Origin of the sequence: Luminiphilus sp. nBUS_16 (assembly GCF_051201645.1) — a bacterium.
Lineage (GTDB): Bacteria > Pseudomonadota > Gammaproteobacteria > Pseudomonadales > Halieaceae > Luminiphilus.
Genome location: NZ_CP179205.1, coordinates 3,122,057 through 3,146,146, shown reverse-complemented (window position 1 = coordinate 3,146,146; position 24,090 = coordinate 3,122,057). Strand labels below are relative to the sequence as shown.

At 53.0% G+C, this 24,090-nt stretch carries 16 protein-coding genes; 12 read left to right on the top strand and 4 right to left on the bottom strand.

Annotated features, from left to right (window positions below; all coding sequences use genetic code 11):
• The first annotated feature begins 6 nt into the window (after positions 1-6).
• The 7 genes from ACMAY6_RS13980 to ACMAY6_RS13950 all read left to right on the top strand — a co-directional run bounded on the left by ACMAY6_RS13980 (position 7) and on the right by ACMAY6_RS13950 (position 10,105).
• Positions 7-2,142, top strand: coding sequence for a TonB-dependent receptor (locus tag ACMAY6_RS13980; protein WP_435212805.1), 2,136 nt, complete (start codon positions 7-9; stop codon positions 2,140-2,142).
• Positions 2,143-2,163: 21 nt separating this feature from the next.
• Complete coding sequence (locus tag ACMAY6_RS13975; RefSeq protein ID WP_435212803.1) at positions 2,164-3,045, top strand: cupin domain-containing protein; 882 nt, start codon at positions 2,164-2,166, stop codon at positions 3,043-3,045.
• Between the two features lie 20 nt (positions 3,046-3,065).
• Positions 3,066-4,982, top strand: a complete 1,917-nt coding sequence (locus tag ACMAY6_RS13970; RefSeq protein WP_435212801.1) for an NAD(P)-binding protein — start codon at positions 3,066-3,068, stop codon at positions 4,980-4,982.
• Positions 4,979-5,626 (top strand): hypothetical protein, encoded by a 648-nt coding sequence (locus tag ACMAY6_RS13965; RefSeq protein WP_435212799.1) that lies wholly within the window; start codon positions 4,979-4,981, stop codon positions 5,624-5,626. The genes ACMAY6_RS13970 and ACMAY6_RS13965 overlap by 4 nt, the downstream gene beginning before the upstream one ends.
• Positions 5,623-7,143, top strand: a complete 1,521-nt coding sequence (locus tag ACMAY6_RS13960) for a class I adenylate-forming enzyme family protein (protein WP_435212797.1) — start codon at positions 5,623-5,625, stop codon at positions 7,141-7,143. The genes ACMAY6_RS13965 and ACMAY6_RS13960 overlap by 4 nt, the downstream gene beginning before the upstream one ends.
• A 23-nt stretch (positions 7,144-7,166) precedes the next feature.
• Complete coding sequence (locus ACMAY6_RS13955) at positions 7,167-8,600, top strand: aldehyde dehydrogenase family protein (RefSeq protein WP_435212796.1); 1,434 nt, start codon at positions 7,167-7,169, stop codon at positions 8,598-8,600.
• A gap of 161 nt (positions 8,601-8,761) precedes the next feature.
• Positions 8,762-10,105: a Na+/H+ antiporter NhaC family protein gene (locus tag ACMAY6_RS13950; protein WP_435212794.1), complete on the top strand. Its 1,344-nt coding sequence runs from the start codon at positions 8,762-8,764 to the stop codon at positions 10,103-10,105.
• 124 nt (positions 10,106-10,229) lie between these two features.
• On the opposite strand, the gene ACMAY6_RS13945 is transcribed toward ACMAY6_RS13950, so the two are convergent.
• Positions 10,230-12,218, bottom strand: coding sequence for a S9 family peptidase (locus ACMAY6_RS13945; protein ID WP_435212792.1), 1,989 nt, complete (start codon positions 12,216-12,218; stop codon positions 10,230-10,232).
• Positions 12,219-12,686: 468 nt separating this feature from the next.
• Entirely contained in the window at positions 12,687-14,330 is a 1,644-nt protein-coding gene (locus tag ACMAY6_RS13940) for an AMP-binding protein (protein WP_435212790.1), read from the bottom strand.
• 235 nt (positions 14,331-14,565) lie between these two features.
• Here ACMAY6_RS13940 and ACMAY6_RS13935 point away from each other — a divergent pair, with 235 nt between their 5' ends.
• From ACMAY6_RS13935 to ACMAY6_RS13920, 4 genes are all read left to right on the top strand, one after another.
• Positions 14,566-16,266, top strand: coding sequence for an amidohydrolase (locus ACMAY6_RS13935; protein ID WP_435212788.1), 1,701 nt, complete (start codon positions 14,566-14,568; stop codon positions 16,264-16,266).
• Complete coding sequence (locus tag ACMAY6_RS13930; protein WP_435212787.1) at positions 16,256-16,378, top strand: hypothetical protein; 123 nt, start codon at positions 16,256-16,258, stop codon at positions 16,376-16,378. Before ACMAY6_RS13935 ends, ACMAY6_RS13930 begins: the two co-directional genes overlap by 11 nt.
• A gap of 80 nt (positions 16,379-16,458) precedes the next feature.
• The gene (locus ACMAY6_RS13925) at positions 16,459-18,444 is read left to right on the top strand and encodes a neutral/alkaline non-lysosomal ceramidase N-terminal domain-containing protein (RefSeq protein WP_435216047.1); all 1,986 of its coding nucleotides are present in this window, start codon (positions 16,459-16,461) and stop codon (positions 18,442-18,444) included.
• 215 nt (positions 18,445-18,659) lie between these two features.
• A complete protein-coding gene (locus ACMAY6_RS13920; RefSeq protein WP_435212785.1) occupies positions 18,660-20,336 on the top strand; it encodes an AMP-binding protein in 1,677 nt (558 codons plus the stop codon).
• A 227-nt stretch (positions 20,337-20,563) separates the two neighbouring features.
• Here ACMAY6_RS13920 and exaC read toward each other — a convergent pair whose 3' ends face one another.
• Positions 20,564-22,081 (bottom strand): acetaldehyde dehydrogenase ExaC, encoded by a 1,518-nt coding sequence (gene exaC / locus ACMAY6_RS13915; protein ID WP_435212783.1) that lies wholly within the window; start codon positions 22,079-22,081, stop codon positions 20,564-20,566.
• Positions 22,082-22,330: 249 nt separating this feature from the next.
• Between exaC and ACMAY6_RS13910 the strand changes: the two genes are divergently transcribed.
• Positions 22,331-23,158, top strand: coding sequence for a 2OG-Fe(II) oxygenase family protein (locus tag ACMAY6_RS13910; protein ID WP_435212781.1), 828 nt, complete (start codon positions 22,331-22,333; stop codon positions 23,156-23,158).
• 39 nt (positions 23,159-23,197) lie between these two features.
• On the opposite strand, the gene ACMAY6_RS13905 is transcribed toward ACMAY6_RS13910, so the two are convergent.
• Entirely contained in the window at positions 23,198-23,866 is a 669-nt protein-coding gene (locus tag ACMAY6_RS13905; protein WP_435212779.1) for a CvfB family protein, read from the bottom strand.
• Between the last annotated feature and the right edge of the window lie 224 nt (positions 23,867-24,090).

Sequence of the window (24,090 nt, the reverse complement as noted above, 5' to 3'; positions counted from 1 at the left end):
AAAGAGATGACAGGATTCATTCGAAACAAGGTCTTCGTTGCCATTGCGGCTCTTACCTTCACCAGCGCTGTAAGTGCGCAGCTCGAAGAAGTTTTGGTGAGTGCGCAGAAGCGTGACCAGAGTCTGCAAGATGTCCCGATTGCGATCAGTGCCGTAAGCGAGGAAATGCTCGAAAAGACGGGTATCAATACTATCACCGAGGTCATCCCTATGGTGCCCGGACTGACTGGCGCCGATTATGGCTTGGCGACAAACAGCTGGGCGATCCGCGGTATCGGCAGCAATGATTGGACGATTGGTTCAGAGCCCTCAGTTGGCGTATTTGTCGACGATAGCTACGTAGGGCGCAATATTTTTGCCTCGTCTAACTTTTTCGATATAAACCGTATTGAGGTGGTGAAGGGGCCACAAGGCACGCTGTTTGGACGCAACGCCGCCGCAGGTGCGATTAGTTTAATCACGAATAAGCCGGGTGATGAGAATGAGCTGCGCCTGGGTGCTGCACTGGGTGATGAGGGGCAGCAGCGCTACGAAGTGGTTGGCAATTGGGCGCTCAGTGATTCATTTGCGCTTCGTGTTGCCTATCAGCATCAAGAGTGGGAGGGCATGTGGACCGAAGTAAATAGCGGTGACGACATGTACACCGAGAGTGATGTGGTTCGCATTTCGGCCCGCTGGGACGTCACCGATAACCTCGAAGCGCTTATAAAATATAATTATGGCAAGGCAAAAACCAACTACACCAGCGCCATTAATATTCCTTTTAACCTCGCTGAGCCCGGGGTGGAGTATCCCGATAGCTTTGCCATTAATCAGCCCAATTTTGAGCAAAATGAAGACGATGGCCTAGGACTGCGCTTAACTTGGGCGATTAACGACACCCTGACGCTGGTGTCTATTACCGATGCCCGTAATGGGGAAAACGATTACTTTGAAGACGTCGATGGCACCGCAGATGACTGGGCCGTTGATCTGGCGCTACTTGGCGGCGCGGTCGGAGGTTTGGATATTCCCGTCGGTTTGGGCGCAGATGCTGAAACTTTTTACCAGGAGTTTCGTTTGAACGGCGGCTCCGAATCACTCACTTGGTTCACGGGCGTGAGTTATTACAGTGAGGATCTCGATAATACGCGATGGGAGGTCGACTACGTGGCCACCGCACTGGGATTCCCCATCGGCAGCCAACGCATTGAGAGTAGGGCAGAGAATAAATCATTTGGCATCTACGGTGATGTGACTTGGCAGATGAGCGATCGACTCGCACTCATCGCCGGACTGCGCTGGAATTCAGATGAGAAGGACTGGTGTACCAATACGTTGGTTGACGACTTTGGAGAATCCGGTGGACCAACCGACGGACCGCTATGCGATGAGAAGGACTGGGACGAGTTCACCTCGCGTCTGGTAGCGCAATACAATATCAGTGACGACACCATGGTGTTTGCGAGCGTGTCGCAGGGGTACAAAGGCGGCGGCTTTAACACCTCGGTAGCAGACTTGGATGGCGATTTTATCGCCGAGACTCTCGTTCCTTTCGATCCCGAGACCAGCATTGCCTACGAGCTGGGATTAAAGTCATCCTTACTAAATGGGCGGATGCAGTTTAATGGTTCCATCTATTTCACTGATTATGAATCGCTTCAGGTTGCTATCTTTAGTTTTGATGACGGACAGCAGATCCGGGATGCCGGTAACGCGGAGACGAAGGGTTTCGAAGGAGAGCTTTCTTATGCGCTCACCGATGGCATAGTTCTGATGGCGAACTACTCGCATATGGATACGGAAATCGTGGAGGGGCCCCTAAGTGGTCAAACCCTAGCCTATGCACCGGAGGATACCTTTTCAATCGGTGCGAATATTAACCACGCCTTTTTAGGTGGCAGCCTCAATTGGTTTGCCATGTACAACTACACGGGCGATTTTTACCACGATATTGATAACGCTGTTGAAGAGAAATCTTACGGTTTACTCAACGCTAACGTGACCTACCAACCTGGGAGTGCGCGTTGGGATTTCTCTTTGGCTGCCGACAATATTACTGATGAAGACTATGCGGCGTTTCGCGCAGACTTTGGCTGGGGAGACCAAGTGCACTGGGGCTACAAGCGCCTAATGCGGGCTGAATTTAACCTTTACTTCTGATTGCCCAGAGGAGTGATAGCTATGCGTAACCCCAGCATCAGGGCGGTTTTTTTGAGTTGGCTCATTGCAGGAGGCCTGATGTCTGGAGCCGTTCGGGCAGAGACTGAAATTTTGTCCCTTAACCCAGCGTCTCTGCGAGAAATGCCACTGGAGAGCATTCCGCCCTGGCCCGACGATATGGTGCTCTCGGGCACCAATGAACACTGGCAAAAAATACTTCACGAGGGCGAGTTTGTGATTGCCCTGTACGAAGCAATGCCCGCGACCATCGATGTGGCCATACCCTATACCTACGATGAATATGTGCTGGTGCTTGAGGGGAGTGTCGTGCTGACCTCCACCGAAGGTGTTCGCCAGGAGTATCAAACCGGCGACCAGTTTCTTGTGCCCCAGGGATGGACGGGTACCTGGGAAATGCCCAGTCGATTCAGAGAGCTGATCATCGTCGAAACTGACCAGTGGGAAGCCTCGGACAGCCTGCTGGCGGCGCTATTCGCCAGCCCCCCAAAAGCGGGTTCTAGTGCTCCAGCAGTGCTTCCGCTGTTGGCTAATACACTGCAGCAAGCTGAGTTGGACAGTCTTCCACCTTGGCCTGAAGGTGTCGTGCTCACAGGGACCAATGCTCACGGGCAAAAAGTATTGCACGAAGGGCAGTTGGTCTCGGTTTTGTACGGTGCCGAAGCCGCGCTTTTGGAGGTCGGAGCACCGTTTCCCTACGACGAATATGTTTTCGTTGTCGAGGGACAAGTGATCCTCACCTCAAAGGGTGGAAGCCCGAAAACCTTCGGTGTGGGGGATAGTTTCCTGGTGCCAAAAGGTTGGATGGGTACCTGGGATATGCCTGTGAAGTATCGCGAGAAAATTATTGTCGAGACCAAGGCCTGGAATATCGACGAAGGCTGAAAGTCTAAGGAAGTTTGGCGATGAATAAAGATAAAAAACTGAAGATTACGCGACGAGACTTCCTCGACGGCGTTGCGTTGATGGGGGGTGCCGCCGCGCTTTCTCCTCTCTACGTTTTTGGTGAGAATACACAAGAGGCGCTTTCGGGAGGCGTTTATCCACCGGCCCTCACGGGGCTGCGGGGTAATCACCCCGGGTCTTATGACGTAGCCCATGCCCTGGCGAGAGGCGGCCAGCGTCCAACTGAATTCGAAGAGATCGACGACGTTTACGACCTCGTTGTGGTTGGGGCTGGTATCAGTGGTCTGACGGCAGCGTATCTTTTTCGCAAGCGGTTTGGTGCAGCTGCGAAAATTCTGTTGCTAGACAATCATGACGATTTTGGCGGCCATGCCAGGCGGAATGAATTCACTGCTGATGGCAGAACACTGTTGGGGGTTGGGGGCAGCTTAAATCTAGAGCAAGCGGCTATGGGTGATTCAGCGCGTTCATTACTAGAAGAAATTGGCGTTGATTTTACCTCTCTGCGTCAGGGTATTGAGCCCGACTATGTGATTCACGATGCCATGTCTTTACACGGATTGTATTTGAATGCGTCGGTCTACGGGACCGATAGAGCAATGAACGGTCAATGGAGCCTCACCTGGGCCGGCGCGGGAGATTTTAAATCGGCCATTCGCTCACTGCAGCTGCCGCCGTCCGATGAGCAAGGCCTGATCAATCTTATTAGCGGTGAGCAGGATTTTTTGCCGGGAATGTCCGCGCAAGAACGCGAGCAGTTTATGCACAGCACATCTTACGAAAGCTTTTTATCAGAGCACGTAGGGCTCTCCCCGGGGGGCGTTCAAATTACAGAGCCGTGGATAAAAGCGTTATTTGGTGTGAGCGTTGCGAGCGTTTCCATTTATGAAGCCCTGTATTCGGGTGCTCCCGGTGCCGCCGCTCTACTGCCGCCGACATTGGAGGCTTCAGATGCTGACCCAGAGAATGCAGAGCCCCAAGATACTGAAGCCGAAAACCCTGACGCCTATCGTTACCCGATATACCCCGATGGCAATGCATCGGTTGCTCGACTTTTGGTGCGGCACTTAATTCCTGAGGTGGCGGCGGGTAATACCGAGGAAAATATTGTCACTAGCATCTTTGATTACACACAGTTAGATCGAGAAGGAGCGCCGGTGCGGCTTCGTCTTAACAGCACCGCGGTTAATGTGCGTAATCGAGACGACGGTTTTGTCGACGCTTCTTATGTGGTTGCTGGAAAGGCTCAAACCGTTCGAGCAAAGCACTGCATACTCGCTGGGTACGGCGGAATGGTGCCGCATTTGTGTCCTGAATTACCCCCTGCGCAAAAGGAAAGTTTGGCTTACGGGGTAAAGGTGCCCTTTATTTGTACCAACGTTTTATTGCGATCAGGCGCGGCAGTCCGCAAGGCAGGGGTATCGGGTTATCAATGCCCCGGCAGCTTCTATAGCCTTGTAGCCACGGCTCCCCCAGTTTCCCAGGGCAATTTTCAACCGCCCACCAAGCTCGATGATCCTGTTGTGGTGTGGATGATTCATGCTGCGGCGCCTTCAGCTTCTGGTGATCAATCTTCTCGAGATTTATACCGCTTGGGCAGGCACCAATTGTTATCAATGTCGTTTGAAGACATTGAGGCAGCTACGCTGAGTCAGCTAGAGGGCATGTTTGGGGCAACCGGCTTCAACGCAGAAACCGACGTCGAGGCGATTACGGCGAACCGTTGGGCCCATGGCTACGCCTATGAATACATGGAATTGCATGATCCTGTATGGCCCGAGGGTGAGGCCCCTCACGAACTGGGTCGGGCACCTATTGGGCGCATCAGTATTGCCAACTCGGATTCCGAGGCCCACGCTTATGTGCAATCGGCTATTGATGCTGCGATTAGAGCGGTGGGGGAAGTCGCGGGGTGAACCTGCTGCAGCACAGAGTGCTTAACGGCTGGCCATTTTTTGGTTTGGTAGCCAGCCTGACCTTTGCCGCTATGGTTGCAGGTTATGTATTGATAGGCATCGCCACCCCGGAAGCGGCAGTGAATATGATTCGCCTGTCGGTACAGCTTGCGTCGCCCTGGGTATATCTCGCATTCGTTGCCACGCCGATGACACAGCTGTTCCCTGGCAATCTGTCGAAATGGCTATTGCGGAACCGGCGATATCTCGGCTTATCCTTCGCTGCCGGTTTCGGCTGGCAAGCGGTGTTCATAGGTGTACTGCTTGCTTTGCACAATCCCTACTACTGGGATGAGATGCACAATGACGTTGATTTGTTTCTGCGAATGGCCAGCTATATCTTTCTTTTGGCGATGACGGTTACCTCTTTTTTCCCGGTGCGTCGCAGAATGCGTGCAGAACATTGGCGCTGGTTACAGCTTGTCGGCATCTGGTACTTCTGGGCCGCGATTTGGGTGAGCTACGCCCCAATGGCGCTAAGCATTGATGCCAAGACCATTGATGTTGTGTATACGACTCTGGGATTGCTTGCATTAATGCTTCGCGTTGGCGCGTACTTGAAATCACCTGTCAGCAGTCTGCCTCAAGGGAGTGCCACGCTATGATGGAATCAATCGGCCTTATCCCCGTCGAAGCGGCCAAGCGCTATGGGGACCGCACTGCCTTGGTCTTGCCGAATCGAGAACTCACGTTTAACGAACTCGAGGCGCTCACGAATCGTTGTGCCAATGCGCTGAAAGATCTAGGCGTTAAACCCGGTGATCGCGTCACGCTCTACTCCGGCAACTGTTGGGAATGGATTGTCAGCTACTACGGTGCTCTTAAAACCGGTGCGGTGATTAACCCGATCAACGTGATGTTGACGCCGGGTGAGGTTGAATTCGTGGCCAACGATTGTGGTGCCAGCGTGGTCATCGCCTCCCATGAAAAGGCGCTCTCAATTGCTGGTGTTAAAGAGAAGTCACAGGTCAGGGAGCTTATCGCCTTTGGTGATGAGGCTCTTCCTGAAGGTATCTTGTCCTTCAACGAAATTCTTGCCCGTAGCGGCGAAGAATATGAAGTGGGCGATATCGATTCCGATTCCCTGTCGACCATTGGCTATACCTCCGGTACCACCGGGCACCCCAAAGGTGCCTGCCTGTCGCACCGCAATATTTTGTTGAATGTATCCATGACCGCATTGATGCACCAGCGAAGCGAGCGGGACACCGTTGTAACAGCGCTACCGTGCCCGCATGTCTACGGCAACGTGGTCATGAGTGGTGCCATTCAGAACGGTATGACTTTGGTGCTGCATCCCGCTTTCGAAGAGAAAGCCATCTTGCAGAGCATTCAGAACCATAAGGCCACGTTGTTCGAAGGTGTGCCCACTATGTATATGTTCATGCTCAATCACCCGGAGTTCGATGCGTACGATTTGTCATCGCTGCGCTGCTGTACTGTTGGCGGCCAGACCATGCCGGTACCGAAAATGGAAGAAGTCGAACGGCGCTTCGGCTGCCCATTGATTGAGCTATGGGGCATGACCGAGATAGGCGGATTGGGAACGACCTTTGCCGCCAATGGGCCGGTCAAGCACGGTTCGATTGGGGTGGCACTGCCCTATACCGAAGCAAGAATCGCCGATACCGAAGACGCCAACAAGACGCTTGTGACGGGAGACGTCGGCGAGTTAATGATCAGGGGCGGTATCGTTATGCAGGGTTACTTTGGTAACGAGCAGGCCACACGGGACACGATTGAACCCGACGGTTGGATGCATACCGGCGATGTCGCATCCATGGATGAGGATGGCTGTATTTTTATTGTTGATCGCAAGAAAGACATGATTTTGACCGCGGGTTACAACGTTTATCCCGCTGAAATTGAACGGGTGGTGGCGGGTCATCCCGACGTTGCGCTGGTGGCGGTAGGCAGTATCCCCGATACGGAGAAAGGCGAGTTGGCCAAGGCTTATATCGTGCCCAAGGTTGGCGCCACCCCCAGCGCAGATAACGTGATTGCTTATTGTCGCGAGCATCTGGCCGCCTACAAGGTGCCCCGGGCTGTTCAATTTGTCGATGATTTACCGAAAACCAGTACCGGCAAAGTGATGCGTCGTGAACTGAAGACGCTTGACTAGGCTATGAACAAGGAGACCCAGCAATGAAAGTAGATAGTAATTTTGTGATGAGCATCAATGGCGATGCTGTAACCACCGAACAAACCCAGCCTGTTTACAATCCCGCCACCCGGGCTGTTTTTGCTCAGGTGCCCGATGCGTCTCGGGAGCAGCTTGATCAAACGGTTGGCTTCGCGCGGGCGGCACTTAAGGGTTGGGCAGCAACGCCGGCTGAGGGCAGACAAGCGGCCCTTGAACGTTATGCCAGTTTGATTGAGGCCCATGCTGAGGAATTTGTGTCACTGCTTACTCGGGAGCAGGGTAAGCCTAAAGCAGGAGCAGAGTGGGAAGTGTTTGGTTCGGTTGATTGGCTGCGGGCAGTGGCGTCCCAGCGGCTTCCCGATGAGGTAGTTGAAGATGGTGATGACCGCCGTGTCGTAACGCGATTTACCCCAGTGGGCGTTGTCGGGGCGATTGTGCCGTGGAACTTCCCTATATTGCTGGCGATTTGGAAAATTGCACCGGCGCTGATGGCTGGATGCACCATGATCCTCAAGCCTTCGCCCTACACGCCCCTGTGTGATCTGAAGCTCGTTGAGCTTGCTCAGGAGGCTTTTCCACCGGGTGTTATGAACGCCGTAAGTGGGGGCGATGATCTGGGTATCTGGATGACAACTCACCCGGACATCAACAAAATAGCTTTTACCGGTTCCACCGAGACGGGACGGCACGTAATGAAGTCGGCGGCAGAAACTATCAAGCGTGTCACGCTTGAGTTGGGGGGCAATGACCCTGCTATTGTCCTGCCTGATGTCGATGCCAAGACCGTAGCCCCCCAACTGTTCTGGGCGGCTTTCCAAAACAACGCACAGTTTTGCAACTCCACCAAGCGTCTCTACATCCACGAAGATGTTTACGACGACGTGAAAGAGGCACTCGTCGATTTCATCACGCAACAGATTAAGGTGGGTGATGGTGCAGAAGCCGATACTGACTTGGGTCCTATCCAAAACTCTATGCAATATGGGAAAGTTCAGGACTACTTTGCCGATTGTCACACGCAGGGTTATCAATTTGCTGTTGGGGGCCACATTGACGAATCTGCAGCTGGGTGGTTTGTGCCGGTATCTCTGGTTGATAACCCTCCCGATGATTCGCGCATCGTTTGTGAGGAGCCCTTCGGCCCAATATTGCCGTTACTCAAGTGGTCTGATGAGGCAGATGTCATTGCCCGTGCCAACGACACAATCTACGGTTTAGGGGCTTCGGTGTGGGGTAAAGATCAGCAGGCCGTTGAGCGCATAGGAAGTCAACTCGAAGCAGGCACGGTCTGGCTGAACGAGGTGCACCAATACTCACCGTTTCAGGCCTTTGGAGGACACAAACAGTCCGGACTAGGCTGTGAGAATTCGCTGCATGGGCTGATGGAGTACACCAACTGGCAAACTATGACGATGAATAAATCCCCTGAAGTGTGAGTGCCGGTACAGCGTAGGCTGTGGTCTAACGTTTCAGGCAGGGGTGTCCTCTAAATACATAACCGCGCTACGTTAAGAGCTGGGTCAAAAGAAGTGCGACTGCCCCTGTTATAGTGGTAATGCCCCACCGAAGTCGCGGGCGCTAGTACTAAGGAGCATTGGTGGATTACGGAGCAGTCAGTTTAATACCCACAGCCCTGGTGCTGGTGTTGGCCATTTGGAGTCACCGTACCCTAGAGTCGGTGATATTTGGGGCCATCGTAGCGTTTCTGATCATGGACGGCTGGCAGTTTGCCGACCGCTTGGCGACGGTGACGACCGAGGTCCTTGCCGACGAGTCGACGGCCTGGGTGATGTTGGTTTGTGGTCTGTACGGTAGTTTCATTGGGTTATTGGTTAAGGGCGGCGGCGCTTATGCCTTTGGTGAGTGGTTAACGCCCAAACTACAAAGCAAGCGAAGTAGCCTGCTGGCTACTTGGCTGTTGGGTCTCGTTATTTTTTTAGACGACTACCTAAACTCCTTAACGGTGGGTGCCACGATGAAGTCGGTGACCGATCGATTTAAGACCTCCCGAGAGATGCTGGCCTATGTGGTGGACTCCACGGCGGCGCCCATGTGCCTTTTGATCCCTATATCCAGCTGGGGCGTCTACTTTGCGAGTCTGTTGGAAAAAAATGGCGTGGCAGATTCCGGTCAAGGTATAGCGCTGTTTGTTGAATCTATTCCTTATATGTTTTACCCGTTGTTGGCGGTGGTTATCGTGCCCTTGGTCATTATGGGTGTGATACCTCTGGTGGGTTCCATGAGGGCTGCCGAGGCTCGAGCAGAGGAAACCGGTGACCTGGGCGTTGTTGAAGATACGACCTTGGCGGTTGAGGCCTCAGAAAACCCGAGGATGAGTGTGTTTTTCCTACCGATAGCGGCCTTATTGTTTTTCACCGTGGTGCCCTCGGTAGACCTGTTACGGGGTGTCATTCTTGGCATTATGGTGACCCTCGTCCAATACGGTGTGCTTCGAATCATGCCCTTAACGGCGCTTTTTGATACTTGCGTTGAAGGGCTCAAATCGATGATTCCGGTTTTAACGATGCTCTTAGCGCTGTTTGTTTTTGTGGAGGCCAACAATGCTATTGGTCTGACAGATTATGTCATTGCCGGCATTAAGCCCTATATGACAGCGACCCTGCTCCCCGTACTTATCTTTATTTCGATATCGGCTGTGGCCTACACCACAGGGTCGAACTGGGGTGTTATCGCCATCGCCATGCCCGTCGTATTTCCCTTGGCAGAAGCTTTTGATGTCAACACGCCCCTAATGGTGGGGGCGCTGTTATCGGCGAGTTGTTTTGGCAGCCATGCCTGCTTTTATTCGGACTCAACGATTCTTAGCGCTCAGGGTGCTGGCTGTAAAACCTATGATCACGCTATATCGCAGCTGCCTTATGCACTTATAGGCGCTGTGGCTGCGTCTCTTTTGTTTCTGGCGACTGCGGTCTTTAGCTGACTCAGCGGTCGAGAAAAATCGCTTGAAGGCGCACCGGCTTTTATGGAGGTTAGCTTTCTCAGTGCTACCCGCCGCAGGTTTTTTGCCCACTAAAGTTTCTGTTGTTTGTTCTAAGGGCTGATCACTAGGGACTGATTTGTACGTGAGTTTCTAGCCACTCAAAATATTGTTCGTAAAGGTGTTTTTCATAAGAGGGCACCGACAGGCTGTGATACTCGTTGGGGTAAACCACCAGTCGCGCGGGCACCCCTCTGCGTTTAAGGACGATGTAAAGCTGCTCGCTGTTAATGATGGGCACGTTCCAATCGTCTTCGCCGCCCACGACTAATGTGGGAGTCGTTACCTGCTCGAGGGCATAAAACGGGGAAATGCGATCCCAGGCGTCTTTGTTTTCGGCAAGCCAGGGAAAGCCCAGCTCCTCCTCCCACCAACGCTGGTATTGATCATGCCCATAATTTGAAACGTACAAAGTTGCGCTTGCGCCGGTGATGGCCGCCGCAAAGCGATTTGTTTTTGTGATCACATGATTCGTCAACATTCCGCCATAGGACCAGCCGTAAACCGCCATGCGTTTTGAATCAATCCAACCCTTGTCGATGCCAAAGTCCATTGCCGCCATGACGTCAGTAAAATCAGGCCCCCCCCAGTCTTTGTTGATGGCGCTTGCAAACTTCTGACCATAGCCAAACGACCCCCGTGGATTAGGCATCACGACAATGTATCCCTGCGCGGCTAATAATTGCGCTTCGTAATTGAACCCAAAGTCCCACTGGGCCTGTGGGCCGCCGTGAATGTGCAGCACTGCAGGGTAGCTATGTTCTTTTTGATAGCCGGGGGGAAACAAATAAAAAGCCTCAATGGCTACCCCTGGCTCGCTCTCAAATTCGTGCTTTTCGACGGCCCCAAATTCAATGTCAGCGAGTAACGTTTGGTGCACTGAACTGAGCTGAACCCAAGAGCCCTTCTTGTTTACCGTAAAGATCTCCCCGGGATACCGCGGTCGGTTGATAAGCGCATAAAGTTGGCCATCGGGTGCCTCGTCAAAATCGCTCACAACATCTTGTTGGCCCAGCACGACTTCAATTTCATGGGTATCGAGATCGATGCGCACGAGCTGTTGTTGACCTTGAAACTCAGTGATCGTGAGAAGGTCGCTGCCATTTGCCGAAAACACAGGGTTGAAGACTTGCACTTCAGATAGTGACGCCACCAACTGCGACTCGCCGGATTCAATGTTCAGAATCGCAAGTTGTGGAATTGCATAAATGGGAAGGTCCTTTGAGGCGGCGGTGGTATACGCGAGGTGTTTACCATCGGGACTCCAAGTGGGGCTAGCGTCCTGAAATGAGTTAAAGGTCAGTTGCCGAGGCTCTGATGGGTCTGTAGTTGTGTCTAAAAGCCAGAGCTCGGTATTGCGGTTACGGTCTGGATGCTCGGTGCGATTGCTGACAAACGCGATGTGTTTGCCATCGGGAGACCAGCTAGGCTGGCTGTCGTCAAAGTCACCAAACGTGAGTTGTCGAGTTTGCTGGGTGGCAACGTCAATGACGTATAAGTGATATCGGTAACGGTCGAGGTAACCGACATAATCTTCTTTAAATTGAAGTCTATCGATCACGTAGGGGCGGGGGTTGGGTCGGGGTTCCTCGTCTAAGTCGGCAGGGGTCGGGTCTTTCACCTCGAGTAATAGCTGTTTTCCTGTTGGAGACCACTCGTAGCTGCTTACCCCTTGTTTGAGATCGGTTAAAGGTTGCGCATCGCCACCGCGACGGTCCAACATCCAAACTTGGCTCGGTTGATCTCCGCGATCAGAGAGTATCGATAAAAAACGGTTATCAGGGCTCCACTTTGGTGTGTACGAGTTGCCATTACCCGCGGTCATGGGAATGGCTGGGCCTCCAGCGGTTGGAATCATCCAGACTGAAGTGGTGACAAGATCCTGCTCTAAGTCTCTCTCGTAAAGCGTATAAGCAACAAACTTCCCATCGGGACTCACGCTAATTTCCGAGGCGTCGTGCATGCGTAAGTAGGTATCTACGTCAAAGACTTCAGCGAAAACAGCGGGTGTGAACAGGGTTGTGAACAGCAGCAGCAAGTAGGTCGTTCGCGTCATAATTTTGGGCACTTGATGTTTAGCAGAGGGCTTACAGCATGCCCTAGAAAGTCACGTTACCAAAGCGCTACATATCCAAAGTGCTACATGGTCTTGAGGTCAATCGTTGTGATCCTTTTATCGGTGCGCCTTGACGTTGTATTGAGGGATTCCTCAGCCCGTCGACTGTTTGCAGAATAGTGCCCATGCCCATGCCCATGCTTATGTACAGGGCAGACGGTGTGTTTTAGTGATAAACCACACTCTGTGCTTGCGTGTTTCTGCCGTTTTAGTGTCGGTTCTCGAGACAGTCGCCCTGTCTTAATTTTCGAAGCAGGGATGTGACAACACTTCCTCGTCAAACTTTCTCGCTGAACTTGCCCGCCAAATTGCCCCGCAAAAAAGAGGGGGCGCTAAGTGTGCAGGTGTCTTTGAGAGAGGGCTCCGGCCGCTCGCTGTTGCGAAAGCGGGGCATCGCCTTGGGATTCGCTACTCGGCACCTCTGCTGTCCATGAGTAGCTGCTGCGCCGCTTTGTAATCTGCCTTGCCATTGGGTGCTCTAGGTACCTTGGGCACCACGATCAGTTCTTTGGGTAACTTGTAACTGGCCAGCAGCGCGCGGGTTGCGGAGACAATGTCCTCAGCGGCTGCGTTCTTCGCTTTTTCCAGGGAAACAACACCGGCCACACGGCTTCCAAACCGCTCATCGTCCAAACCAAAGACCAGTGCATCCTCGACCGCATCATGGAGCTTCAAGGCTTCCTCCACCTCTTCGGGGAAGACTTTTTCACCCCCTGTATTGATACAGTTCGACCCTCGGCCCAGCAAGTTTATGCTGCCGTCGGCTGCAACCGTGGCCATGTCACCGGGGAATGCATAGCGCTTGCCATCGATTTCCTTGAAGGTGCCCGCAGATTTTTTTGGATCTTTGTAATAACCCAGGGGCACCATGCCACTTTGGGCAACCATTCCCACTTCACCAGACCCTGGTGTTACTTCACGGCTGCCATCGGGTAAAAGTACCTTTGAAGTGGGTAGCAGCATGAATTTTGCAGTCTCACTGGCGGGGGTATCTTTGGTCATGATCGATTGACCCATGCCGCCTTCGGTCGAACCCAGTACATCGGCAATAGCGAGTTCGGGAATGTGTTCAATGAGATCGCGTTTTACTTGAGTGGTGAACATGGCACCGGATGAAATCATCATTCGTAAGCTGGAAGTGTTCCAGCGATCAGGCTCTGCTTCCAATGCTCGTAGCAGGGGTTTAGCAAAGGCGTCGCCGACAATGACCAGTTGAGCAATTTTATGCTGGTCTACCGCGTCCCAAACCTCCTCCGGTTTTAATCCTCGACTTTCGAGCATGACGGATGTACCGCCTAACATATGCGGAAACATCAATCCCAGCCATGAGCCGGTGCCGTGCATTAGTGGTGGCCCTGACATCGAGACAACGCCAGCGTTTGAATCTAGCAGTTGTTTCGCCGTCACCGCCATTTGATCAGCAGTCTCAAAGGGGCTAATTCCGATCATAGATGGGAACCCGCGCATGAAAAACTCGGTGAAATCCTTTACGGGGTACATGACGCCCTTAGGCATACCCGTTGTGCCACCGGTGTAAAACATATAAATCTCATCCCCTTCAGGGGTTATGCGTGCCGCACCGGAGTTTTTGGCGATGAGGGTTTCGTAAGGTATTGCCGCTGACGGTTCTTCTGAGTCATCTTCTGGCGCGCCATCGTCAACAGAGATCATTACTTTTAGTTGGGGCAGCCGATGGCATATTCGTGCCACCCTGTTTCCCAGCGACCGATGAAACACCAGAGCTTCAACGTCGGCATTCTCAAGGAGGTAAAACAGCTCCTCATCGAGATACCGGTAGTTGACATTGATCGGTACGCCGCCAATTTTTAAGGCGGCAAAATTGGTTTCCGCATACTCCGGCGAGTTGTACAGGTACATACCCACCTTGGCATGTTTTCCTAGCCCCGCTTCCATCAGTCCCTGGGCGAGTTTTGCAGAACGACCTTCATAGTCACGCCACGTTATGCGGCGCTTACCCTGAATCAGTGCAATGTGATCGGGCACAGCATCAGCAACTGACTCCCAGATAGCGGAAAAGTGCGACTTCAGCATAGTGATCTCGTCTCTCACAAAGGTGTCCGGTTTTTACAGGTGCACGGGCACACTGCGCAGGTCATCATAGGATATCTGTATGGCATAGCATGTCATGTGACATGTCACCATGTAAAGAGCCTGCGAGGCCACGCCGAACCTGAGTGAAGCTGCTGTACTATCGTATTAATCAGCAAAGCAACGGCTCGTTAATACGCGAGCTTAAATTTAACCCTTACTGGTGAGTGTATTTTTTATGTCGACGCGAAGGATCTGGCCAAACTTATTAAGTCTCATTGTCTGTGTCACCGCATCGCTGGTACTGCTGCCATGGGCAGCGTTGGCTTCAACCGGCCCGGTTATTATTACAGGGAAAATTTACACCGCAGAGGACGCTAACCCTGTGGTTGAAGCGGTGGTGATAGACGCGGGGAAATTCAGTTTTGTTGGCAGTAAGGAAGAAGCCTTAGCTCATGCCCCCAACGCGAGTCGCATTAGAGACTTGGGGTCAGATATTGCCTACCCCGGCTTTGTTGAGGGCCATGGTCACTTTGCCTCACTCGGTCGAGCATTGATAAGTCTTGATTTATCTACGCCAAAAACTTTCACCGGTATGGTTGATCAGGTGGCACAAGCGACAGCAAAGACGCCAGACAATGAAGTCATCTTGGGCCGGGGGTGGCACCAAAGTAAATGGTCTAAAGCCCCGTCACTGACTGTCGATGGCTTTCCAACCCATCGTGGATTATCGGAAGTCAGTCCCAATCACCCTGTGGTGCTTGAGCATGCAAACGGCCACACTCTAATGCTTAATGCTAAGGCCATGTCGGTTTTGGGAATCAACAAGCTCACGACTGCCCCGGAGGGCGGGGTAGTGGTTAAAGACACCCGGGGAATGCCAACGGGTATTTTGCATGAAACTGCAATGGCTCTTGCAGCACCCCTGACGGTTTTTACCGCCGAGTCAGCGACCCGGGCGCTGCTAGCCGCTCAGGATCATGCGATTAAGCAGGGGATCACTAGCTTCCATGATGCCGGTATTGATGCTGTCGAGGTTGAAGCTCAGCAGATCGTCGATGGGGACCAGCGTTTAAAGATTCGCCTTTTTTCCATGATCAGCGCCAGCGATCCAGATTTGACCGAGCACTGGCTCAACACAGCCCCCGTTGTTGCCTCGGAAGATAACCGCTTAACCCTTAATGCCTTCAAGGTGGTTATGGATGGCGCCTTGGGATCGAGAACGGCCTGGTTGCATGAGCCTTATTCTGACGACCCAACCACCGTGGGTTTGCAAACAGCAGATGCCGACCGTTTGGCCACGCTCATGGAGCGCTCCCGGGTTAATGGCTGGCAAATCAATACCCATGCCATTGGCGACAGGGCGAACAGCGTGGTGCTCGATACCATTGAGCGGGTCATGCCAGAGGGAGGTGATCACCGGTTTCGCATTGAGCACTCGCAACATTTACGCCCTGATGATATTGAGCGCTTTGCGCGCCTCGGTGTGATTGCGTCCATTCAAACCATTCACTTGAGTTCCGATCGACCTTGGGCGATCGACCGATTGGGCCCTGAGCGTATTGACGAGGGCGCTTATCTTTGGCGGTCATTGATCGATTCAGGCGTGCATGTTGCCAATGGTACCGATGTGCCGGTTGAGCCCATCAACCCCATTGCGAATTTCTATGCGGCAGTTACCCGCAAAACTCTAGCAGGCCTGCCCTCGGAAGGCTTCGAGGCTGATCAACGTATGACGCGGCCAGAAGCGCTGCTTAGCCTGACGCAGTGGAATGCCTACGCTGTATTCATGGAGGAGACTCTGGGGTCTATTAGCGTGGGCAAGGCTGCCGACATGACGGTGCTTTCCCAAGACATTATGACCGTCGATGAAGGCGCTATGCTTGATACAGAGGTCACTATGACGGTGATTGGTGGCGAGGTTCTCTATGAACTTTAATCCATCGACGGCAACTTTTCTGCCTGACACGTTTACGGTGGTAGCCAATGGCATGTCGGGGGGGGTTATCGGGCAAAAAATTGTTTCGGACAGTGGCCGCATTGTTTTATGAGGCTAATTCGTGGGTCAACAGGAGGGTCGCGCAGCGCTTACCAGCGCAGCTTTGCTTGGGTTTGGCTCCTTTGCTTGCTCGTGTATTCGGGGCAAGGGTTTGGGCAAAATCTAGATGAGACGCAAACGTCTTACTTGATCGGTCGTGGCATGGTGGATATTACCGGGCCAGAGGTAGGCATGCCGCTGTGGGGCTTTGGTCGACCCGACCAGATTGCTGAGGGCGTTCATATTCGTCTGCGGTCGCGTGCCTTCATAGCGGCCCAGGCCCAGAAACCCGACCAGCGCCTGGTGTTTGTCAGCGCCGACTTAGGAAGCATTGATCACCATATGACGCTGGAAGTCGTTGAGCGTTTGCAGCTTCGCTTTGGCAGCACCTATACCTTGGAAAACGTGATCATCAGCGCCACCCATACCCATGCCGGGCCCAGTGGCTATTGGCAGTCCAGAACCGAGACCGGTCTCGATGGGGGGCACTATCCGGCGCACTTTGAAGCGATTGTTAGTGGCATTACCGCCTCAATCGTAAAGGCCCACGAGGATCTCCAGCCCGGCCAGATTTTTATCAATACGGGCCGTGTGACAGACGCTGGAGTCAATCGGTCGGAGATCGCTTATCGGGAAAATCCCCAGCGTGAGCGTGATCGCTACAGCGAAAATACCAACACGGCCATGACCTTGCTCAAGTTTGTGGGTAATGACGGGCCTCTGGGCATGATCAATTGGTACGCACTTCACCCCACGGCGATGAATTATTACAACCGCCTTATTTCCGGTGACCATAAAGGTTATGCCTCGCTGCAAATGGAGCAGCGCGAGGGCGCCCGCTATGCATCCGCTGAAGATTTCGTGGCCGCTTTCGCCCAGTCTGACCCGGGAGATGTCACCCCCAATACCAATCTCGACAATACCGGTCCAGGGGCAACAGACGTAGAGACCACGCAAATTATGGGCCAGCGCCAGCTGGTGGTGGCGCAGACCTTGTTCGATGAGGCAGACGAGGCGCTAGGGGGACCGATCGATTCGCGTCGACTGTATGTTGATCTAAGTGATTACGCCGTCGATGACAAATTTACCGGAGTGGGGACACAGCGCACTTGTCCTTCGGCCTACGGCTACTCCTTTGCCGGGGGCTCTACGGAAGATGGCGGCGGGCACTTTTTGTTCAAAGAGGGGATGACTGAGCAGAGTGTGTGGCGGGACTGGTTGATTCAACTCATCATCGGAGCCCCCGAGTGGACCGAACCCGTAAGAGCCTGTCAGCGGCCCAAGGCCATTTTACTGGAAACTGGCACTGGCACGCCGCCGCTGCAATCTCAAATACGCTCAATCACCGTGGCACGAGTTGGCCAGCTTGTGATTCTTGCCTTACCCGCTGAGGTAACGACGATGGCGGGCAGACGCCTGCGAGATAGCGTTATGGCTGAGCTGGGCGACTGGGCAAAGCACATTGTGCTGGCGGGTTACTCCAATGGCTATGCCGGGTACATAACGACCCCCGAGGAATATGGGCTGCAGCAATACGAAGGCGGTCATACTTTACATGGGCGCTGGAGCCTGCCCGCCTATCAGCAGGTCGCGAGTCAGTTGGCGACGGCGTTGGAGTCAGGTGCGCCGTTGGCAATTGGCGTGTCCTACGACGATTGGCGGGGCAAATCGCTTGGTCTGCCTTTGCCGGAGGGGTCCAAAAATTCGCTCCCTAATGGCGCGTTGCTGGGAGGCGCACTGGCACCGCTCGCCGCGAGTTATCGTCCGGGAGAGACGGTTGCCGCGCGATTTTGGTCGGCCAACCCAACGGTAAATTTCCCCAAGGGGAAAAACTATCTGCTGGTGGAGCGGAAAACTGCGGCGGGCTGGCAGCGGGTTGCCGATGATGGCGACTGGAGCACCCGGGTGCGCTGGCAGCTTGAAGCAAATGCTTACGTCGCCGAGTTAAGCTGGGAGGTGCCGCAGCACACGCCATCGGGTGAGTACCGTTTCTCACACTTTGGCTTTGATGCCACGGGTTCGTCGTTTAGTGGTACGTCTTCCGCGTTTGAAATTATCGAGTTAGACGGCAGGGAGTAGGCTGGGTGTCGGGTTCGATAGGCTCGGATCGATACCTCTATGTGCTATTGAGCTCAGGCGTTTAGGCTTTGCAAATAGGTCCATAGTGCCTGCATAGATCAAAGGCGTCTGAGGTCACGCTAGCTGGGCCGCATGTTGGCTGGATTTCAGTTGACGGTGTTTGCTCTTGCACGATCCTCTGATGTAAAACGAACGAAAATAAAAAGATATCCGTTATGAAAACTCTCGACCAAAGCTATTACTGCGGTGCCTCTACGACACAAATTATTTATGAAACGATTGGCGTGTACTTCGACCGTATTTGCGATCAATACCCCGATAAAGATGCGCTTATCGTCCGCCACCAGAGCGTAAGGTGGACTTACCGCGAGCTGCAGGAACAGGTTGATCAATTAGCGAAAGGTTTGTTGGCGCTGGGGGTGGCACCCGGCGATCGCGTGGGTATCTGGGGCCCTAACAGCTATGAGTGGGTCATGGTTCAGCTGGCGACGGCGAAGATTGGCGCCATTATGGTTTGTATTAATCCGGCCTATCGACTTTATGAACTTGAATTTGCCCTGAAAAAAGTCGAGTGCAAGGTGGTCATCACCGCAGAAAAATTTAAAACCAGTGACTATCTGGGCATGCTCAACACTCTGGTCCCCGAGCTTGCAAATTCAAAGCCCGGAGTACTTCAGGCTGAGAAGTTACCCCACATTAGAACGGTCATTCGAATGGGAACCGCCGAGACCGCCGGCATGCTCAATTTTGCAGCTGTCTGTGGGCTGGGTGGAGCGGATGAAGGCCATCAGCTGCGGGCATTACAAGGTCAGTTAAAACCCGATGACGCGATCAACATCCAGTTTACCAGTGGCACCACGGGCAACCCAAAGGGTGCCACGTTAACCCACTGCAATATTCTCAATAATGGTTATCTGTCGGGGGAGGCTATGCAGCTTACCGAGACGGATCGGTTGTGTATTCCGGTTCCGTTGTATCACTGCTTTGGTATGGTTTTGGCGGTGCTGGCCTGTGTCTCCCATGGCTCGGCCATGGTGTTCCCCGGCGAAGCCTTCGACCCCCTTGCAACATTAGAAACGGTGGAGGCCGAGAGTTGCACGGCATTACACGGTGTCCCCACTATGTTTATTACCGAGCTCGATCACCCTCGATTTGACGAGTTCGATCTCTCGTCCCTGCGAACGGGCATTATGGCGGGCGCCCCTTGCCCCGTTGAGGTGATGAAGCGCGTGATTTCCGAAATGCACATGGAGGATATCTTGATCGGCTACGGCCAGACAGAGGTCAGTCCCCTCAACCATATGACACTCCCTAACGATTCTTTGGAGCGTCGCACTGAAACTGTAGGCCGAGCGGTGCCCTGGGTAGAGATCAAAATTATTGATGAAACTAACCGTGTTGTACCCATCGGAGAAAAAGGCGAAATTTGCACTCGGGGCTATTCGGTAATGCGTGAATATTGGAACGACCCCGAGCGTACAGCGGAGACGATTGACGAGGCGGGGTGGCTGCACTCCGGTGACTTGGCCACCATGGATGAAGAGGGCTACGTGCGCATCGTAGGTCGCATCAAGGACATGATTATTCGTGGTGGTGAGAATATTTATCCCCGGGAGGTTGAGGAATTTTTGTATCAGCATCCTGCTATTTCAGAGGTTCAGGTTTTTGGCATCCCTCACGAGAAAATGGGGGAAGAGGTGTGTGCCTGGGTGCAGCTCAACGAGGGACAGTCAATGACTGAAGATGAGCTCAAGGCTTTTTGTAACGATCAAATCACGCACTTTAAAGTTCCTCGCCACGTGCGCTTTGTCTCCGAGTACCCCATGACAGTCACGGGAAAAATCCAAAAATTTGTGATGCGTGATCAGATGATTGCAGCGCTGAAGAACTAGGGGCGATAAGGCCTTAATAGCAGCCCGAGGTATGACGCTGTGAGAAACCCCGACGCAGTATGTAAAGCGAAGTCAGGCTTTTGCGGTCTATAGGGCACCGCGATCCAAAAAATAACTCGTGATTCAGAACTACCCTGAGGGCATCTAGGCGACATTGCGTTCTAGCGCCTCAGGGTGTTGCTGTATTGCCGGTCATCTTCGCTTCAGTGATGATCCCTCCATCCGGTTTAGAAGAAGCCTAAGGGGCTATCGCCATAGCTGACGAGCAAATTTTTCTTTTGCTGGTAGTGGTCAAGGGTCACCTTGTGGCCCTCCCGGCCAATACCCGACTTTTTGTAGCCCCCAAAGGCGGCGTGGGATGGATACGCGTGGTAACAGTTCATCCATATCCGCCCAGCTTGAATGCCCCGAGCCATGCGATAGGCCTTGTTGGTATCACGGGTCCAAACGCCGGCGCCTAAGCCGTATTCGGTGTCATTGGCAATAGCCAATGCTTCTTCCTCGGTTTTGAAGGTGGTGATGCCAATAACGGGGCCGAAAATTTCCTCTTGGAACACACGCATCTTGTTATCGCCCTTGAAGAATGTAGGCTGAATGTAAAACCCGCCGCCAAGGCCTTCCACCTGCTCAATATCGCCACCAATGAGAATTTCAGCGCCTTCCTCACGACCTATTTGTAAGTAGCTCATGATTTTATCGAACTGTTCCCGAGAGGCCTGAGCGCCGACCATTGTGTTGACATCAAGGGGGTTGCCTCGAGTGATCTTTTTGGCGCGCTCGATCACCATCTCCATGAAGGGCTCATACATATCTTCATGGATCAGAGCTCGTGAGGGGCAAGTACAAACCTCGCCCTGATTCAAAAAGCCTAATACCAAGCCCTCTACAGCCTTGCTGATGAAGTCTTCGCCCTGATCCATAACATCGGCGAAAAAGATATTGGGTGACTTACCGCCAAGCTCCACGGTAGAGGGAATCATTGTTTCAGCGGCGCAGCGCAAAATGTGATGGCCAATAGCGGTGGACCCCGTAAAGGCAATCTTTGCAATACGAGTGCTGGTCGCCAAGGCTTGTCCGGCCTCGGTGCCGTAACCATTGACGATGTTCACCACACCCGGGGGTAATAGGTCACCAATGAGTTCCATTAGAACGCAGATAGAGGCGGGGGTTTGTTCAGCCGGTTTCATCACCGTGCAGTTGCCCGCAGCTAGGGCTGGTGCAAGCTTCCAGCAGGCCATTAGCAAAGGGAAGTTCCAGGGGATGATTTGCCCCACGACACCCAGAGGTTCATAAACGTGGTAGGACACTGTTGTGGGGTCTATTTCCGCCATCGAGCCTTCCTGAGCGCGGATGCAGCCCGCAAAATAGCGGAAATGGTCTACACACAAGGGTAGGTCTGCGGCGAGGGTCTCGCGAACGGCCTTGCCGTTGTCCCAGGTCTCAGCCACCGCAAGCATCTCAAGGTTGGCTTCAATACGATCAGCTATTTTCAGGAGAATGTTGGAGCGGTCGGTCGCGGGGGTGGCGCCCCAGGCATCTTTTGCGCTATGGGCTGCGTCCAGAGCCAGGTTGATATCGGCTTCGGTCGATCGGGGGATTTTGCAGAACGGTTCACCATTGACTGGGGAGACATTGTCAAAATAGGTACCGTCGACAGGGGCAATCCATTGACCACCAATGTAGTTTTCATACTGTGATTTGAACTGAACAACGGCGCCTTCGGAGCCTGGATTCGCGTAGACCATAGTGACCTCTTTGTTATTTATATTTTTTCTTTCGAGCTAAAACAATACCCCTTTTTTGGCCTTTGTAAAAACCACCTAAAACTCGAAAGTTGCAATTGTGTGATCTTGGGGGGATACAGCACTTCGTGCCTTTTGTGCCAAACTAGCAGCGATCACTCCCTTGCTTCGAGTAGAGGAAAAGCCTATGCGGAATAGTTTGTTGCCCATAAGAGCTGCGGTTACAGCTGTAGCCTCGATGATGGTCACACAGTGTTACTGAATGAGGGTCTCCCCATTGCCGTAATTTCCGATCGCCAGCGACTGATGTTCCCCACCGAGGAGGACCTCGGCCGTGCCTGGGCCCTGGGCGTCTTTTACCTCAAGGTTCCCGACCCTTTGCACCTCGACAGCGCCCGCGAATTCGGTTGCGGGCTACTCGACCCAGATAGCCCTTATCGCAAGATTCCCAAGTATGGCGACCTTGAGGGTTTCATCGCCCTAGAGAACAACCAGCAAACCAAGCTGGCGCTATGCCGCCATCACTGGGATCAACACTATCCTGCAGCGATTGCCCGGTTTGGCCGGCAACTCGATGACATTGGCGTCGCTATTATTTGCGAAGTGTTTCACCAGTCGGGTATTCCCGAGCCGCTTTGGAGTAGCGCCTCAGGAGGCTATGCCTCGGGTGCGGGCACCGCGTTTCTGAACTTCGTTCACTACGACACCCGTAACCCAGACCTGGGATTGCGCCCCCACACAGACTACGGCTTTGTTACGATCCTCGATGCCACCACCCCAGGCTTACAAGTTGAGGTCGCCGGTCAGTTTGAGGATGTACCGGTTCTTCCCGGTCATTTGGTCATCAACTTCGGTGAAGCATTGCATTTCATCACGGCCCACTCAGAGCGCACCGTGGGTGCTGTCGTTCACCGAGTCTTGAGTCAGAAATCTTCCGATCCGGTTCGTCACGGCATTGTCTATTTTGCCAACCCCGACCTCGACGGCATGCTGTGGCAGTTTGATGCCAAGGGTGAAACGCAGGGAAGCTCCTCGGTTCAGGATCTTTTTGCACTGCTCGAAAAAAACCTTACCGAGTAGTCTAAGCCTATGTGGCTCGTGTAACCCGCCACAACGAACTCAGGTGTTATCAGGGGCTAGTCGTATCCCCTCGGCTTCAATGGTGATTTTTCGGGCCTTATACAGCGAACCAATCGCCTGCTTAAAGACCTTTTTACTCACACCAAAGGCCGCATAAATAGCAGGGGGAGGGCTCTTGTCGGTGAGGCCTAAAAACCCTGAATTTTCGTTTAACTGAGAAACTATTTTTTGCGCAACGCCGTCTATTTTTGAGTCATTGAAGCCCGGCTGATTGAGCGATAGGTCAATTTTTCCATCGTCGCGAATGCGTTGAATATAACCGTCGAGTGCCTGCCCTCTGCGAATTCTCCGATACAGCTCATTGCTGTAAAGCAAACCCCAATACTGATGATTGATGATTGCCTTAAACCCCAGTTCGGTTTGTTCAGCAACCAGTAGAGACACCTTTTCACCCACCTTGAGGCCGGTTGCCGTGTCCTCGATCCAGTGATCAATGCGCGTTGAGCCTGCAGGTCGCCCCTGATTATCAAGGTAGACCTTCACAATGGTGTGGTTACCCGGCTTCAACGGGTGATGCTGCTCAGCAAAAGGGATAAACAGGTCTTTGCTAAGACCCCAGTCTACGAACGCCCCCAGATGATTGACCTCGACGACCTTCAGCCAAGCGACTTGCCCTATGGCAATTTCGGTCGGTGTATTGGCTTCCATTTTTTCTTTAATGATGAATACCTATATTGTGCTGTGTAAAAGTTAACGGCGGCACCCAGCGGTTTGCCAAGTGGCTCGACGCTACCGGTTAAGCTCTGCCGAGTCTTACCGCGTCGCTTTGTGAGGCTGGAGGCTGTCGCAGTTCCACCTTGTTGTACTGTTATACCGTTATGCCGATTGGTTGTTTCTTAAAATTCAAACTGGCAAAGCCAATAAATTTTTAA